This is a genomic window from Brachyspira pilosicoli P43/6/78, assembly GCF_000325665.1.
GTDB classification, from domain to species: domain Bacteria; phylum Spirochaetota; class Brachyspiria; order Brachyspirales; family Brachyspiraceae; genus Brachyspira; species Brachyspira pilosicoli.
The window spans coordinates 1,428,788-1,446,857 of sequence record NC_019908.1; the positions used below are offsets into that span (position 1 = coordinate 1,428,788).

At 27.2% G+C, this 18,070-nt stretch carries 16 protein-coding genes; 7 read left to right on the forward strand and 9 right to left on the reverse strand.

Annotated features, from left to right (window positions below; translation table 11 throughout):
- Positions 1-183: 183 nt before the first annotated feature.
- Both holA and BPP43_RS06350 read right to left on the reverse strand, forming a co-directional pair.
- A complete protein-coding gene (holA, locus tag BPP43_RS06345; protein ID WP_015274495.1) occupies positions 184-1,050 on the reverse strand; it encodes a DNA polymerase III subunit delta in 867 nt (288 codons plus the stop codon).
- A 9-nt stretch (positions 1,051-1,059) separates the two neighbouring features.
- Complete coding sequence (locus BPP43_RS06350) at positions 1,060-1,482, reverse strand: HIRAN domain-containing protein (RefSeq protein WP_015274496.1); 423 nt, start codon at positions 1,480-1,482, stop codon at positions 1,060-1,062.
- 190 nt (positions 1,483-1,672) lie between these two features.
- Between BPP43_RS06350 and BPP43_RS06355 the strand changes: the two genes are divergently transcribed.
- Genes BPP43_RS06355 through BPP43_RS06380 form a run of 6 tightly spaced genes read left to right on the forward strand, consistent with a single transcriptional unit; the run spans position 1,673 to position 5,496 of the window.
- Complete coding sequence (locus BPP43_RS06355) at positions 1,673-2,200, forward strand: hypothetical protein (RefSeq protein WP_015274497.1); 528 nt, start codon at positions 1,673-1,675, stop codon at positions 2,198-2,200.
- 56 nt (positions 2,201-2,256) lie between these two features.
- Positions 2,257-3,192, forward strand: coding sequence for a hypothetical protein (locus BPP43_RS06360; protein WP_015274498.1), 936 nt, complete (start codon positions 2,257-2,259; stop codon positions 3,190-3,192).
- Between the two features lie 9 nt (positions 3,193-3,201).
- Positions 3,202-3,978: a hypothetical protein gene (locus BPP43_RS06365; protein ID WP_014932442.1), complete on the forward strand. Its 777-nt coding sequence runs from the start codon at positions 3,202-3,204 to the stop codon at positions 3,976-3,978.
- A 29-nt stretch (positions 3,979-4,007) separates the two neighbouring features.
- On the forward strand, positions 4,008-4,625 hold the full coding sequence (locus BPP43_RS06370) for a tia invasion determinant (RefSeq protein WP_015274499.1): 618 nt from the start codon (positions 4,008-4,010) through the stop codon (positions 4,623-4,625).
- Positions 4,626-4,634: 9 nt separating this feature from the next.
- Positions 4,635-5,231, forward strand: coding sequence for a tia invasion determinant (locus BPP43_RS06375; RefSeq protein WP_015274500.1), 597 nt, complete (start codon positions 4,635-4,637; stop codon positions 5,229-5,231).
- A 13-nt stretch (positions 5,232-5,244) separates the two neighbouring features.
- Positions 5,245-5,496 (forward strand): DUF167 domain-containing protein, encoded by a 252-nt coding sequence (locus tag BPP43_RS06380; protein ID WP_101503085.1) that lies wholly within the window; start codon positions 5,245-5,247, stop codon positions 5,494-5,496.
- A 169-nt stretch (positions 5,497-5,665) separates the two neighbouring features.
- Here BPP43_RS06380 and BPP43_RS06385 read toward each other — a convergent pair whose 3' ends face one another.
- The 7 genes from BPP43_RS06385 to adhE all read right to left on the reverse strand — a co-directional run bounded on the left by BPP43_RS06385 (position 5,666) and on the right by adhE (position 16,813).
- Positions 5,666-8,446 carry a trep protein gene (locus BPP43_RS06385; protein ID WP_015274502.1) on the reverse strand — a complete coding sequence of 927 codons (2,781 nt, stop codon included), beginning with the start codon at positions 8,444-8,446 and terminating at the stop codon, positions 5,666-5,668.
- Positions 8,447-8,484: 38 nt separating this feature from the next.
- The gene (locus tag BPP43_RS06390) at positions 8,485-8,943 is read right to left on the reverse strand and encodes a bacteriohemerythrin (protein ID WP_013244606.1); all 459 of its coding nucleotides are present in this window, start codon (positions 8,941-8,943) and stop codon (positions 8,485-8,487) included.
- 117 nt (positions 8,944-9,060) lie between these two features.
- Entirely contained in the window at positions 9,061-9,510 is a 450-nt protein-coding gene (locus BPP43_RS06395) for a bacteriohemerythrin (protein WP_013244605.1), read from the reverse strand.
- A gap of 267 nt (positions 9,511-9,777) precedes the next feature.
- The gene (gene eno / locus BPP43_RS06400) at positions 9,778-11,073 is read right to left on the reverse strand and encodes a phosphopyruvate hydratase (RefSeq protein WP_013244604.1); all 1,296 of its coding nucleotides are present in this window, start codon (positions 11,071-11,073) and stop codon (positions 9,778-9,780) included.
- A gap of 93 nt (positions 11,074-11,166) precedes the next feature.
- Complete coding sequence (locus BPP43_RS06405) at positions 11,167-12,060, reverse strand: glycosyltransferase family 2 protein (RefSeq protein ID WP_013244603.1); 894 nt, start codon at positions 12,058-12,060, stop codon at positions 11,167-11,169.
- Complete coding sequence (locus tag BPP43_RS06410; RefSeq protein WP_015274503.1) at positions 12,060-14,003, reverse strand: hypothetical protein; 1,944 nt, start codon at positions 14,001-14,003, stop codon at positions 12,060-12,062. The genes BPP43_RS06405 and BPP43_RS06410 overlap by 1 nt, the downstream gene beginning before the upstream one ends.
- Positions 14,004-14,209: 206 nt before the next feature.
- Positions 14,210-16,813, reverse strand: a complete 2,604-nt coding sequence (gene adhE, locus BPP43_RS06415; protein WP_015274504.1) for a bifunctional acetaldehyde-CoA/alcohol dehydrogenase — start codon at positions 16,811-16,813, stop codon at positions 14,210-14,212.
- A 232-nt stretch (positions 16,814-17,045) separates the two neighbouring features.
- Here adhE and BPP43_RS06420 point away from each other — a divergent pair, with 232 nt between their 5' ends.
- A complete protein-coding gene (locus tag BPP43_RS06420; RefSeq protein WP_013244600.1) occupies positions 17,046-17,915 on the forward strand; it encodes a glycine--tRNA ligase subunit alpha in 870 nt (289 codons plus the stop codon).
- Positions 17,916-18,070: the final 155 nt, after the last annotated feature.

An 18,070-nucleotide genomic window follows, 5' to 3' on the forward strand; every position in this document is an offset into this window, starting at 1 on the left:
TTATTTGCAACACAGATATTATATAATTAATTATTTTGTAATTGAAAATAAAAAAAGTTCAAAATGTGCTTTAAAAATATTATTTGGTGTTGTAACGCTCAATGTATTTAATTTGGATATTTGTGAGATTATATTTACTATCTCATTCAATGAATAAAGTTTTAATACTTGCTTTTTTTTTGTTTAGTATAAATGAGGTATTTTAGTTAATTTACTTATATCATTTAAAGTAGTTTGAGGAGGGAATATCTTCATATAATACAATGCCAAAAAATTATTCATCATCAAAGTAAGTGAACTAGAAGCATCTTGGTCTAATCTATGCATAATAGAAAAACATTTTTTCCTGTCTCTTTCAAATACAGAATCTAAAAAATCAAATATATTTCTATTTTTAGACACATAAGTAAAATCCATAATATCTTCAACATTCAAATATTCTTTATCATTATAACTGCATATTTTATCCAATTCAGAATAAAGCGAATCATAATCTAAATTAATATTATTAACTATATAATCAACAGCATCATTAGAAATCTTTTTATTATTTTTGTTTATATACGCTGTAATTAATGAGCGAAAATCCCTCTCATCAGGAATAGGAAAATCTATAAAATGAATATAATCTACATTGTCTTTCTTTGAAAAATATTTATATATACCATCTTCTTCTAAGCTGTTTTCTGTTTCTAATATTATTATAGATGACTTTGAAGGATTAATACAATATTCCAAAAAATCTTCTTGAAAATTATTGTATTTGTATATAACAACAAGCCTTATATTAGAGCCAAAAGGAGGAGTATCAGCTACTTCCAAAGGAGAATAACCTACAGCATCATTTTTATCATAAAATAGGCTGTAATTCATCTCGCTATCACCCTCATCTTTAAAAATCAGAGAATGCATAGAAGTGATAAATGCTTTTTTAAATAATCTCTCTTTTCCTGTAAGAACATATATAGAATATTTGAAAGGTTCTTTTATATATAAATCTTTTATTTTTTTAAAATCAGACTCTGTCTTAACTACTACTCTTCCAATCATAATAATCTTTTAATTAGCCTTTTTCAAAGCTTTTTCTATAAAAACTCTTATCTCTAATTTACAATCATCTCTCTCTTCTAATTTTACATTTTTTACTATAGCTCTTATTTTATAATTTTCATCTTCCATTTTGTATGTTAAAAGAGGAGCTATTATTTTAGGTACATATCCAAGCCTTATCTCGCATCTCTCATCATAAACCGCTATAGCAAATGGGTCATAACCAATAAAATATTCTCTTATAAGATTAAGAGGCTCATTTCTAGACAATAATTCTATAATATCCTTACCGTCATTATATTTATATCCTGCAACAAAAAAGTCTATAGAATACCTATTCATTTTATAATATTTGTTGATAATAATTCTCTTAAAACTTTCTTGATAATTAACTATATATGTAGTATGTTTACTGTTTTTTTGTGAATACAATTTTCTAAACCTTAATAATATTTTATTATTACATTAAATTTTACTTCAATTCAAATTTTCTGTCAAGTGTAAAATATGTAAATTTAATTTTTTAATACATAAAGTCGATTATTATAATATTAAAATATTGTTTTTATTTATAAAAATTGTATATTTATATATAGTTAAGTATATTTTTAGGGACTTTTTAATGAAAAGAGCAAAAGTATTTTATATAATTTTTATATTAATAACTATATTATCATGTAGACAAACTAATTTAACCAAAACAGGACCTGGAGATGACTTCTTTTTAGATAAATTAGCAAAAGGTAATTGGGCTGGTGTTAATGTAAGCGGTAATACTATTAGTATAACAGGCGGAAATAGTGAAGGAAATTATACACTAGACAGCACAATAGCTGGTCTTGGCGGAATATATAAAGATGATAAAAATAATGGAGATTATATTATAGCAGTACCTGATGGAAGCAACCTACATACTGTAAAAGTAAATGAAGAAGAGAAAAATGCTATAAATGGAATTATAGATATAGTTGGCGAAGAAAATGCATTGGGAGTAATTACAGGTATAGGTCAAAGTGATGGAAATACACAAGTTGATAATGTTGTAAAAAATGCTAATGTTACTGAGAAAGAAAAAGAAAAAATACAAGAATATTTAGATATATTAAATGGTAAAGGAGACCCTGATAGTTATCAAAAATACCCTATATAAAAAATACTGTATTTATTTAATTATTTTTTAGTGGGGTGATATGTTTAATAATATTTATGAAAAAGATTTTTATTTGTATATTTATTTATGTGCCTTTCATAATAATGATATACCAAAACATATTGCATCCATTTTCCTATAATGATAAAGATGAGTGGAAACAAAAAAGACAGTCTATAAGTATAAATGCAGTTCCAAGTTATTCAGTTATTTTTCCTCCTTTAGCTGATAACCTCTTATATAATGTTGATACGTTTACTTCTATAGCTCAAATAAACTTTGATGATTATCTAACTTTTTTTGATTATGTTGATACAGAAGGAAGTTTCTGGTATGTACCAAATATATCTTATACATTTTATTTATACAAAGGAATAGGATTAGAAGTTTCTGCTTCTCTTCAGCATTTAGAATATACTCTAACAATTACTCCAGAAAATGCTTTAATATTAGCTACCAACCATGCTCAGGTTCCAAATCTACCAGGCAATATAGGAGACATAGCTTCATTATTAGCAGGGGATACTGTTTTTAAAGGAAGCTTTTATTATCTGCCTATCACAATAGGTGTAAAACTTTTATCTGGTAAAAATGGAGAGTTTGTAAATACTATTAGATTCGGCATTGAAACTGTAATATATGATATAGTAACTCAAAACGGACTTACAGGATTCAAAACTAAACGCTCTACTATAGACCCTACTTTTTATGTATCATATGAGCTTGGCTGGACTATTGATTTATTTCCTAAAAAAGATTGGAAGGTTCGCACTTATTTAGATATTTCCCTGTTTGAAATTGGTTATTATATTACTTCGTCTATGTCTGGAGTTTATGGAGATGTTAGAGAGGGAGTTGGCTTTTTTGGAAGCGGATTTGTGGATATTACTAAATTTTTACCTCTGTGGGAGACTTTTCCTGCCGCAGTTGATTTTGTAACATCACTTAAATTATCTTTATTTCCGAGAATTGGAGTAACTATACGGTTTTAAGGACTTATAATGATAAAAAAATTATTAATATGTTTTTTATTTTTATATAGCAAGACCATCTTTGCTCAATCTGATTTTATCATGAACTATGATGTTATAGATATAGTACCTTCAGATAAAATTCCTTCATATGTAACATTAACTAATGATAAAAATGCTGAAATACTTTTATTTGAAAATGGATTAAAATCGCATAGACATTCTCTTGGTATAGATTTCGGAACTACTTTATTTATAACAACAACAAGACCGCTTTTATTTAGCCTGCCTTTTCAAATAGTAAAAAATGCCAAACAGCAAAACTTTGAAGGTAAATTTGGTTTTAGATTAACTTATACATACAGAATAATGAATAAAATGGAACTAGATATAGATTTAGGTAATTATATAGCAAGCAGTTTTATGACTAATATTGCTAATCCGCAATTTACTGAAACATATTCAATACCTTTATCTGTTGGAATGAGATTTTATTTTAATAAAAGAAATAGAGCTTCTGGTTTCTTTTTAATGCCTAAAGTAGGAGCTACACTTCATATAGCTAAAATTAAAGAATACTCTACAAATGAAGCTGGAGTAGTAAATAGAATAAATAAAGATAGAATATATTTTGATGCTTTTGTTGCCGGAGAAATGGGCTTTAGGATAGATTTATCAAGAGGAATGGGAATTGATACGGGGGTGAGACCATTTATAGATATATCTTTGCTTGATATAGGACTATCATATACATATTTGCTTAGGTTTATACCGCTTCCGAGAATTGCTATTGGGGTTTTATTTTAGTTTTGTTGAAAGTAAAATAAGGAAAAATTATGATAAAAAAAATATTAATAATTGTAGTAATATGTTTATCATTTGCTAATATATCATACTCTTTTCAAAATGGAGTTTATATATCCCCAAAATTTATTTATTCTATAAAAGGCAATAATAATATGTTTGTTGGTGCTGGGGCAAGCATTGGTTATAATTTTAATATACTTTCAAAATATTCGCCTATAAGAGTTGAGTTTGAATATTTATATAAAAATGGATTAGAAGTAAATAATTATCCAAACAATATAGATAATATTAATATACATAGCATGCTTTTTAATGCTTATTATGATATTAACTTAATTTATATTAATTATGACGGAGAAGAAAATAATATATATAGAAACGGCAAAAGGCATATAATGACTATATCTTTAGGTTTTTCTTTAGGAGGAAATATTGATTATAGTTTATCATCTTCTTTCAATGAAAAGTTTGGACTTGTAAAGAACTATTCTTATAATGATAATTTTGCTTTTATGTATGGACCTAATATTAGTTTTGGTTTTCATTTAAATCCAACAATTACTTTAGAGCTTGGATATAGATTATTACTTGATACGGCTATTAATCTCAATCATGATGTGCTTCTTTCTATGAGATTAAATTTTTAGGGGATTATGATGAAGAAATATATTATCATTTTATTTTTAATATTGCCTCAAATAATATTTGCAGAATTATATATTACTCCTAAATTTAATTATGCATTTGATATTAATAATGCATATAATGTTGGAAGTGAAACTATTAATTTTGCTAATTTTATTGGAGGAGGTTTTTCTTTAGGTTATAGAGTACCCTCTAAAAATAGAGTATCTCCTTTTAGATTTGAATTTGAATATTCTTTTCTTCAAAGTATTTTAGTTGATAATACATATAGACAGCATTATATACTTGGAAGTTTTTATTATGACCTTAATTTTTATTTTACAGATAGAAAATTAGATTTTGATACAAGAGCCGATATTTTACTTAGAGATTACCCAGTACTTTCTATTTACTTTGGACTTTCTGTTGGAAGTGTTATAAATCAAGAAATTACTGAACAAGTTAAAACTGGTCAAGATGCTCTTGCTTTTGGTGCGAGTATTGGTTTTGTTTATCATATTACAAGCTGGGTTGCTTTGGAAGTAGGATATAAATTCTTAATAGATATAAATCCAAAAATATATAATGAAGTGCTTCTTGGTTTTAGATTTACAATACCAAAAGTTTAGAAAAATAGTTATTATGAATATAGAAGTAAAAGTAACAGCATCAGCTAAATCAAATAGTTTTAAAAAAGAAAATGGAATATATTATATAAGAATATCTGCCAAAGCCATAGACGGCAAAGCAAATAAGGCAATAATAGATTTTTTATCGAGTGAACTTAATTTAAAGAAAAAAGATGTAGAAATATTAAAGGGCGAGAAAAGCAGCAAAAAACTTATTTCTCTAAACATAGATGAAGATAAATTGGAAAGCTATTTTAGTAAATAATATACTTGTTTGAAAACTGAATTATGTTTATATTGTTTTAGTTTTAATTTAATAATTTATATTAAAATATAATTAGTATTATTTTATTATTTGCACTTTTTGCAACTTTGACGAAGTCCACACCGTGTAGCTGCGGGAAAAAGAACAAGAAAATTAACTTACAGATAATCTACCAAGCAAACTGATAGCCGAAATTTATATATAAATCATTAATAGATATGTTATCACTAATTTTTTCAGGCATTTTTAGTGCTAAAGATATATAAGGCTGAGCAGTAAGTACATTATACGGCAAAACAAGCACGCTTAAATCACAGCCCACCTTTAATGCTACAGACTGCATATAATCTTTAGCATAATAAGCTCCCCTATAAGAAAGTGAAGCAAAAAAGTTTTCAAAATATAAATGACTCAAATTAAACTGAGCATCCAAATAACCAAAAAGCTCTATATCACCAGCAAGAAAATAATTATCGCTGTATTTCTGTTGGCTTACATAATTATAAAACTCACTAGGTGCCGCAACATATCTTCCGCCGAAAACTCTTGAAGCTCCATTAAATGCTGCAGTAGTATCAAATGCATAAGAACCATAAAAACTTACTCTAATAGGGGCATATCTTGTTTGAAATAATGTTTTAAAATCTAGAGCAAATTTATTATACCTTACAGAATAAGTAGGATAAAGCGCTATTTGAACTAAGTCATTAAAATATGGTTTATCAGAAGCAGATTTAAATCTAAAAATAGCAGCTAATGTAGTATTAAAAGTCCAAGAAGAAAATTTCCAATTAAAAGCACTTTGATAATAAAGAGGATTGTTATAGTATATTGTATCAGAAAATAATGCTGTAGATATTGTAGGAGCTATATAAAATAATACCTTATCACTCTCTGTAAAGAGATTAAATTGCATATTAATAGCACTGCTTACTCTCCAATATTTACTATAAGTTGAATAAACTATATCGCTTCCAAATTGAAAATTTATAGGATAAAGCAAATCATTAAATGTCATATCTAATTGAGTTTGTAAAAACTGAGAAGGTATATCATAACCAATCATCAATATAGAAAGATTATCAAACTCTACAGAAGATACAGCAGTAGCTAATCCTATACCATTAAAGAAATATTGAAATGTTTCATTAAATAATGGGAAAGGAAACCATAAAGACCAAGGTTTAATATATTTAAAAGGGTTATGTTTTCCTAATTCCATTTGAGGAGAGAAATTATACTTTTCTATTGTTTTATCTGTTAGGGTTATATTTTTTGTTTCTGGATTAATAGTGGTGTCTTCTGTCATTAATCTATCGTATTGAGAAAATCTTCCCTTATAATAAACAACATTCTCACCATTTTCTAAAACATTAACAGATGATAATACTCCTCCAGAATAATTTTTATTGTATAATCTTATTCTATTAGCATTTAAATCTAATTCCCCTAACCTATAAAAACTATCATCATTATTATAAGAAAATAAAAGCCTATTATTTGAATATCTTAAATAACGCACATAATTAAGTGTATTATCTTGTGTATTAACATATTTAAGAGTTTTATTATTATAATCATAAATTGCTATATGTTTAATACCTTTGTCTATAACAATTAAAGCTACTGTATTATCATCTATTACTGTAGGAGAAGTATAAGTAATAGTATCATTAGGCTCAAGCAATACTTCTCTATTATTATTTTCATCAATATAGATAAAAGTAGTATTATGCAAATCTTTACCTATGCCTATTATACCGCCTCTAAAAAAACTTGCATATTGTAAATCATACCATTTTCTTTTTGTTCTTCTTTTTGTTTCTAAATCATATTCTTTTACTATATATCTATAAAGCCCAGCATTATAAGTATAAGATACAATTAACGCCCTTTTACCGTCTGCAGAAATATCCAAACTCTCAGAACTTTTATCTATTAGAAATTCAAATTTTAAATCTTTTTTATTGTTTTCATTGTTTCTTGTTTTTTTGTATGAATATAAAGCACCAAGATTAGAATCTATATAATAAAGCGTATCATCATAAGAATCTATATCTTCAATATATGTTTCTTTATCATTAACCCTAAGAGCTTCGCTTGGATTAATATTTTTAATCATAATATAATTTTGAAACTCACCCCATACATCAAGAAAATCTATATTATAAACTTTTTTAAAAGCTCCATAAAATCCTGCATTATATACATTAAAAGAAAAAGAGAATTTATGCCTCATAGCTTCCCAAAGTTCATTATACTTATCCATTCCAAAACGCTCTTGCAAATACTTTGAAAAAAGCCCGCCATATTCATAATATACAGTTCCATAAGGTTTTTTTCTCCAAAGGTCGCTAGCCTGCATAGGTGTCTTAAACTTTCCTTCGTATATATCTTGTCTTAATCTCTGTTTTACTAATGGGTCATTAGCTCTGCCAAAGCCTTTATAACTCTCCATACTCACAGTAACACCTTCAAGCATAAACCCGGGTGTATTAATAAAAACAAGTGAAGCCCAACTTCCAAAAATTCTTGTTTGAATACCAGCTTTTTCAGAGTTTAAACTAAGTAAATGCACAAGCTCATGTATAAATGTACCTCTAAAATTATCTTCATCTATGGTAAGCTCGCCAGATTCTGCTGTATCAAATAATATTATTCTTGGATATGGAACGGGTACTGCTACAGAATTAAATAAATTTATATCAGGAGTGATTACTACTGGAATTTTGCCGTATACTGTGCTATTTAATATTTTAGAATACTCTTCATAAATATCATCAGCAATACCAGCTAATTTTTCAGCACTTCTTCTAGACTCAATAGGAAATATTATTTCAAATTTCTCTGTATTTATTGTATGTAATTGTCTAAATGGTTTGAATATTTGAAGCTGACCATACAATACAGATATAGAAAATATTAAAAAAAACAATATATATTTTTTCATAGATTAGAATATATATTATTGGGAGTTTTTGTCAATAATTAGCTATTATATTCTTCTCTAGCCATTTTTTCTAAAGTAGATTTTACTTCATTAATAAAAACTTTATCTTCAACTACAATATGATTAAACAGCCAATCCCTCAAAAACATAGTGAATCCCTTTATATCTATTTCTTTGCCAATCTTATAATTATTTACTTCTTCTAAAACTTTATTAGTAAAATTCCTATGTTTAACTACATGAGATTTAAATCCGCTATAATCTATAGCTTTCATTATAGCCTCTTCTGTAGAAAAGTGATAAGCAACGTAATCAACAGTATCTTTAATAATGTTATTTAATTCTTCTGCTACATCATCTTTCGATATGTCTTTATTCATAACTAATATATATAACTTATTTAATATATTAACTAGTTCTTTATGCTGGTCATCTACTCTTTTATATCCAGTATTAAACCTACTTTCCCATTTTATTTCTTGAACATTATCTTCCATATACCAAATATCCTTTTTATTATTCTAATTTAAATATAACCAAAATTTTAATTTTTTGTATATAATAAATTAAACAAAATATTAAACATCTATTTCTTTATTCGGATATTTTTTATATTAATTATCTGTTTTTTTTAAAATTGCCTTAAGTTCATATACAAACGCTTTATCTTCTATTAAAATATGATTAAATAACCAATTTCTTAAATATGTTATTAAACTTACTATATCTATGTAATTATTAGCAGTATAATTTTTTACCTCATCAAATATTTTATTTGAGAAGTCTCTATGTTTTGATGAATGTTTAGCAATATTTTTATAATTAATTGCTTTCATAATATCTTCTTCTGTCCTAAAATGATAAACCATATAATCTATAGTATCTTTCAACACAGAATTAAACTCTTGCCTAATTTTAGGATTACTTAAATCCTTATCAGCATTAATATCATAAAGTCTATTAAGCATACCAACAAATTTTTCATGCTGTTCATCAATTCTTTTATATCCAGTATTAAAAGTATCTTTCCACACAATGTATTTTTCATCATTAACAATTGTCATAATATACCCCCTATACGAATATATAAACTTAAATCTCCATAAAATCAGCATATAAAAAATATTATGCTTGTCAATAAAAATAAAATATTTTTTATAGAAAAAACTAAAAAATATTTGTTTTTTAATTATTTTTTTATATATTTACATACTGATAATAAATACTAGAAAAATGATATTTCTATAACAATTAAAAATATATTTTTAAAATAAAAAAGCTTACAATAAGAAATATCTCCTATTGTAAGCTTAATTTTTATATAGACAAAATTATAGACTTAAATTATAAAAAGCTTTTTTACCTAAATAAATAGCTCTGTCTCCTAATTCTTCTTCTATTCTTAATAATTGATTGTATTTAGCAATCCTATCACTTCTAGAAGCAGAACCAGTTTTAATTTGACCTGCATTAGTAGCTACAACTATATCAGCAATAGTAGTATCTTCTGTTTCACCAGAGCGGTGAGAAACTACTGCAGTATAATTATGAGTTTTAGCAAGTTCAATAGAATCTAATGTTTCAGTTAAAGAACCTATTTGATTAACTTTAATAAGAATAGAGTTAGCAACGCCTTTATCTAATCCCATTTGAAGTCTTTTTACATTAGTAACAAACAAGTCATCACCTACTAATTGAACTTTTTTACCTAATTTGTCTGTTAAGATTTTCCAACCTTCCCAGTCATCTTCAGCAACACCATCTTCTATAGAGATAATAGGATATTTGCTGCATAAATCAGCATAAAAATCAACCATCTCAGCAGAAGAAAGTTCTCTTTTATCAGATTTCTTAAATACATATTTCTTTTTGTTTTTATCATAGAATTCGCTAGAAGCAGGGTCCATAGCAATCATTATATCATCACCAGGTTTATATCCAGCTTTTTCTATAGCCTGCATAATTACTTGAAGAGGCTCTTCATTATCTTTAAGAGTTGGAGCAAAACCACCTTCATCACCAACAGTAGTGCTTAATCCTCTGTCATGTAATATAGCTTTTAAGTTATGGAATACTTCAGCTACATAACGTATTCCTTCTTTGAAAGTAGGAGCACCAACTGGCATAACCATATATTCTTGGAAGTCAATTGGAGCTGATGAGTGAGCACCGCCATTCAAAATATTAGCCATAGGTACTGGTAAAGTTTTAGCATTAGTACCGCCAATATATCTATATAAAGGCATACCTAATTCTTCTGCAGCAGCTTTAGCAACAGCAAGTGATACACCAAGTATAGCATTAGCACCTAATTTACCTTTATTTTCTGTACCATCAAGTTCTATCATAGTTCTGTCTATTTCAACTTGATCTAAAGCGTCCATATCAATTAATTCATTACAAATAATTTCATTAACATTCTCAACTGCTTTTTGAACACCTTTACCTAAATATCTAGATTTATCACCGTCTCTTAATTCTACAGCCTCATGTTCTCCAGTAGAAGCTCCAGATGGAACTGCAGCTCTTCCCATAACGCCGCTGTCTAAATAAACATCAACTTCAACTGTAGGGTTTCCTCTTGAATCTAATATCTCTCTAGCTACTATATCATCTATTAAAGACATATTATTAACTCCTTATAAATTATAATTGTATATATCATATAACATAATATATAAATTTCAAGTTAAAAAATAATTATGAATGTAATAATATAATTAATTAAAAGAATTATATTTAAATCTTCTATTTTCAGCTATAGCTCTTCCTATAGCATTCATTATAAGCCCAGTTATAATGCATATTCCAGAGAGAAGTATAAAACCTGTAGCTAGCACTGATGTGGCAATAGGAACAAAGCCTTCTTTTATAAATGACAATATAACAGGTATGCCATAATAAAAACCAAATAAAGCAAAAAATAAAGCTATTATCCACCAAAATATTATAGGTTTTTCTGTCATAAGCAAATATATCATAAGAAATAATATTCTAAACCCATCTCTAAAAGTATTAAGTTTAGAGAAAGAACCTTCCGGTCTGCTTTTATATTCTGCATCCATTTCTCCTATTTGCATACGCATCTGCATAGCAAATATAGTAAGTTCTGCTTCTATTTCAAAACCTCTTGAAGTTGCAGGAAATGTCTTTACAAATTTGCGTGAAAAAACTCTATAACCACTTAATATATCATTAACATTATTGCCAAATAAAAACTTAGCAAAACCAGTAAGCATTTTATTTCCAAAAGAATGCCCCTTTCTGTATTTACCAGCTTTACGTACAACTGTAACCATATCCAAATCATTGTTAACCAAATAATCTACAAGTCTTGGTATAGCAGAAGCATCGCATTCATTGTCACCATCTATTAATATATAAATGTCGCTATCAACAATAGAAAAAGCTTGCCTAACAACTTCTCCTTTGCCTTGATACATAACTTTTTTTACTATGGCACCCGCTTCTTTTGCAATATTGTATGAATTATCTGTAGAATTATTATCAAATACATATACTTCACATTCAGGAGAATATTTTTTTATATCTTCTATTACTTGTTTAATAGTAAGCTCTTCATTATAACATGGTATTATTGCTGATACTTTCATTATTTTTTATCCTTTGCAATATATTTAAAAAATATAGAATTGTCCATATCTTGACAAGTTATTGTTCTCAAAACCCAACTATTTTCTTTAACATTATAAGTAGTATTTCCAATATTTTTAGTAGGCTTTAATCCTCTATTAATAAAACTCATTAATTGAAAATCTATATATGATAATACTCCAGTAGAAGAATAAATAATAATAAACATCATAACATATTTCTTAAAAGATTGTACATTTAAATTATCATTAAAGTATTTTATTACAAATACATATAAAAAGAAAAAAGCTGTTGTATTAGTTCTGTGAAAATTATGATCTAATGAATATTGTATCATTGAAACAAAAATAAATACAAATATTGTTGTATAGAAGATATAATTATTTTTATTATCTTTAAATAGCAATAACATTAATATACCAAAATTTAACATATAGCTTATAAGTAATCTTAAAATATTTTGTTGTATCAGTATAGTAAATCCATCATTAACTGTACTTGTAGATGACAAATAAAGATACATTAATGGAAATATAGATATAGATGATAATATGTTACTAACACTAAAGATATTTTTTATTTCTGATAATTTATTATTTTTTACATCTAAAATAACTTTCACAATCATATATGGTAATATTCCTATAATTGCATAAGGTGAATAAAATACAATAGATAGACCTAAAAATGCAAAATTAGTTGATTTTTTCTGATGTAAAAATAAAGAAGACATCACCCAAATTCCTATTGATTGATTAAATAACCAATATATATTCTGAATATTTGAGTTATATGCAGTTTTAAAACTAAAAAACCAATGGAAATCTATTGGGCAAAATATGATAAATATAAATAATGAAATAATAATAAAAATATTATTTTTGTTTTTTATATGCATCATTGTTAGAATAAAAAATATTAATATACCAAAAGAACTCCATAAAACTAGCATAACTTTTGCAAAAGAAAAACCAAATAATTTACCACATAAAGCTGGTATTACCCAATGAGCAAAATAGAAAACAAATCCAAATCCATTTTCTGAATAAATTAAAGGCCAAGAAAAATTTACTAAATCTCTAAAAACAGCATTTCTTCCAGATAAAGCATCATAAGATTGGTCAAAAACTTCTCCTACACCTGTAATCAATATAAATAAAATAGATATAAAAATAATAGCACATAATGTATAAATATTTATTTTCAATATATTATTATAATTATTAATAGAATCTTTTATTAATACATACAAAAGTATAATCATAGAAATGGTAATTGGTATAGATACAAAATATTTTGTCCATGTAACAACAAATATCATATATGGAAGTATTAAATATAAATATCCCATAATCATCATTGTACTTAATTTTATATTAATATTTTTATCAAAAAAAGCACTATCACTCTTATATTTGAAAATGATAAGAAATATTATCATAAAAAATAAAAATATTATGTACTCTATTTTTAAAGATAAAGTATAAGAAATATCATAACTATCTTCATTATCATCTATAATCCTACTTGAAACTAGATTGCCAAAAGGGCTTCCATTTCTAATCATTCCTATTTTTTTTATATAATTATTATTTTCTGAAATTTTATTTATGTCTGGATAAACATCATAAATATCACTATTTCTAAATACCTTATCATAATATTTTATTCTAAAATTATAGCTATAATTCATTATAGAATTATTAGTTAAAACATAATTAGTAATAGCAGCTTCATCTAAATTATTGTTTACAGTAAATAGTTGATTAATTTCTTCTATATTTAGATTATTTAATTCTAAAGTTTCAGTGATATTTATTTTAAACTCCGATAAATAACCTATTCGCTCTTTATTTCCTAAAAAAGATAATACAATTATTGAAACAGCAAATATAACAACAAATGCTATATATATTTTAAAAAATAGATTTTTATTTTTCATTTTTAATCCCAAAAAAATAATAAAGTATGTAAAAAATTATAATTTCATTTAATAATTTCTATGATAAAAAATATTTTTTATATTTCAGAATAAAACTTTTGAAAATTATAGTATAAAAATTAATATTGTCAATTATAAAATAAAAAATGGGCAAGAAACTAATATAAAGCTTCTCACCCATAAAAAATTATAAAAGAAAAATTTTATTAATAAACACCATTATAAGCATCTAAATAAATTTGTTTTAATTCTTTCATAAGAGGATAAACCGGATTAGCACCAGTACATTGATCATTAAATGCCTGTTCTACTATATCATCAAGTTTAGCCATAAAGTCTTTTTCAGCTACACCATAATCTTTAATAGACAAAGGTATATCCAAATCTTTCTTAAGACCATTGATAGCCTTAATTAAATTAGCTACTTTTTCATTATCATTTTTGCCGCCAAGACCAAGCATATCAGCAATAAATGAATATCTCTCTCTAGCATGAGGATATTTATATTGAGGGAATAAACCTTGTTTAGTAGGTTTTTCATTAGAATTATATTTAACAACCTGACATATTAAAAGAGCATTAGCAATACCATGAGGAATATTGAAAGCAGCACCAAGTTTATGAGCCAATGAGTGACAAATACCCAAGAAAGCATTAGCAAAAGCCATACCAGCAAGTGAAGCAGCATAATGCATTTGTTCACGAGCTACAGGGTTTTCAGCACCTTCTTTATATGAAGCAGGCAAATATTTAAATATTAATTTAATAGCTTTTTCAGCATTAGAATTAGAAAACTCAGTAGAACATATAGAAGCATAAGCCTCAAGAGCATGAGTTAAAGAGTCTATACCGCTTGCAGCACATAAACCTTTTGGCATACTCATAACCAAATTAGCATCAAGTATAGCCATATCAGGAGTTAAAGCATAATCTGTAATAGGATATTTAATATGTGTAGCATCATCAGTAATAACAGCAAAAGGAGTAGTTTCAGAACCAGTACCAGAAGTAGTAGGTATAGCAACAAACTGAGCCTTTTTACCTAATTCACCAGCATCACATATTCTCTTTCTTATATCCATAAATACCATAGCAATGTCTTCGAATTTTACTTCAGGGTTTTCATAAAGAAGCCAAGCAATCTTACCAGCATCTATTGGAGAACCGCCTCCTAATGCTATAATAACATCAGGTTCAAATACATTAGCCGTTTTTACTATATCTCTAACAGTACTAATTGTAGGGTCAGGCTTAACATCAGAGAATATAGTATATTTTACTCCTATATCATCTAATACTTTAGTAACATTGTCAGTTACACCTAATTTGAAAAGCGGTCCGTCTGTGATGATTAATGCTCTTTTTTTGTTAGCATATTCTCTTAAAGCAACATCTAATGAACCTCTTTTTAAATATATCTTTTCTGGTACTCTATACCATAACATATTTTCTCTCCTTGAAGCTACAGATTTAATATTTAAAAGATGTTTAGGACCAACGTTTTCACTTGTAGAGTTGTTGCCCCAGCTTCCGCAGCCTAATGTCAAAGATGGTTCTAATCTAAAGTTATATACATCTCCTATAGCACCTTGAGAAGACGGCATATTTATAAGTATTCTTCCTGTAGGCATTTTTTCGTAGAATTTTTTAATTCTTTCTTTTTGATTATCTTCATCTGTATAAAGTACAGAAGTGTGTCCAAGTCCTCCAAATACTATTAAACTATGAGCTTTCTCAACAGCATCATCATAATTATCAGCCTTATACATACCAAGTACAGGTGATAATTTTTCGTAAGAGAATGCTTCATCTTTGCTTATAGAAGAAGCTTCACCTATAAGTATTTTTGTCTCTTCTGGAACAGTAATTCCAGCCATTTTAGCTATCACATAAGCAGGCTGACCTACTATCTTAGCATTCAAAGCACCGTCTATAATCATTACTTTACTAAGTTTAGCTTTTTCATCTTTATTTAAAAGATAAGCTCCTCTGTATAGGAATTCTTTTTTTACTTCCTCATAAACACTTTTTACAACAACAACAGTCTGTTCACTAGCACATATCATACCATTGTCAAAAGTTTTACTCATTATAACAGAATTAACAGCCATTTTTATATCAGCAGTTTCATCTATTATAGCAGGAGTATTACCAGCACCAACACCTAAAGCAGGTTTACCGCTAGAATAAGCAGCCTTAACCATTCCAGGTCCTCCAGTAGCAAGTATTAAATCAATTTGAGGATGACTCATTAAAGCAGCAGAAAGCTCAACTGTAGGCTCTTCAATACAGCCAACAAGTCCATCAGGTGCCCCATGCTCAACAGCTACTTTGTTAATAATATTACAAACTTCAAGAGTACATTTCTTAGCTCTTGGATGCGGAGAAAATACTATTGCATTTCTTGTTTTTAAAGCTATTAATGCTTTGAATGCAGCAGTTGATGTTGGGTTTGTAGTAGGTACAACACCAGCTATTATACCAACAGGTTCTGCTATTTTTTTCATTCCCATAGCAGTATCTTCACTTATGATTCCGCATGTCTTCATATCTTTAAACTTGTTATAAATATATTCAGAAGCAAAGTGATTTTTTATTACTTTATCTTCTACTACTCCCATACCTGTTTCTTCTACAGCCATCTTTGCTAAAGGTATTCTTCTGCTGTTAATAGCAATAGCACATGCTTTAAATATGGCATCTACTTGTTCTTGAGAAAAAGTAGAATATATTTCTTGTGCTTTTTTCGCTTTTGATATTAAGTCATCTAGTACAGAATTTCCGCTTTTTGCTTTTGTATCTTTAGTCATTTACTTCTCCTAAACCTTAAAAATTTTTGATAATATTGTACTATAACTATATAATAAAGTCAATAGCAATATCATAATACAATAAATAGAGTACAATAAATAGAGTAAATTTTAATATTAAATATAAAAAAGTATATAAAATAATATGATTTTTTAATAAATTTATAGCAATTAAATTGCATATATTATATAATACATATAAAAATATAATATTATCGGAGAAAACTCAAAAATGACATTCAGTGATTTAATAATGACTTTAAATAAATTCTGGAGTGAAAATGGATGCATAATACAGCAAGGCTATGACCTAGAAGTAGGAGCAGGAACATTTAACCCAGCAACTGCATTAAGAGCATTAGGACCAGAACCTTTCAGCGTTGCCTATGTAGAACCATCAAGAAGACCAACAGACGGAAGATATGGAGAAAATCCAAACAGACTTCAGCATTATTATCAGTATCAAGTAATAATGAAGCCGTCTCCAGAAAATATACAAGATTTATACATACAAAGCTTGGAAGCATTAGGAATAAGCTTTAAAGACCATGATATACGTTTTGTTCATGATGACTGGGAATCACCTACCCTCGGAGCTTGGGGACTTGGTTGGGAAGTTTGGCTTGACGGTATGGAAATAACACAGTTTACATATTTCCAAGCTGTTGGAGGAATAAACTTAAAACCTATAACAGGTGAAATAACTTATGGTCTTGAAAGAATATGTATGTATTTACAGAATGTTGATAATGTGTATGATTTGGAATGGGGACATGGAATAAAATACGGTGATGTACATTTACAGGGAGAAAAAGAGTTTTCTAAATATAATTTTGAAATAGCTGACACTGATATGTACTTCAGACACTTCAAAGAATATGAAGAGGAATGCGATAGATGTTTGGCTAATGGATGCGTACTTCCTGCTTATGATATGGTAATGAAAAGCTCGCATGTATTTAATATGCTTGATGCAAGAAATGCAATAAGTGTAACAGAGAGAGCTGGATATATTGCAAGAGTAAGAGATTTAATGAAAAAAGTATCCGCTGCCTATATAGAATCAAGAGAGAAAATGGGCTACCCATTAATAAAAAAATAAAAATATAAAACAATAAAGAAAAAAAATAAAGCGGACTTATTTTCTAAGCCCGCTTTTTTATATGATAAAATTTTTTAATTAGTCAAGACTTTTTCAATTTTTTTATTTGCGGTAGATTTACTCAACCGCTGTGCCTGTTTCACAACGCACCAAAT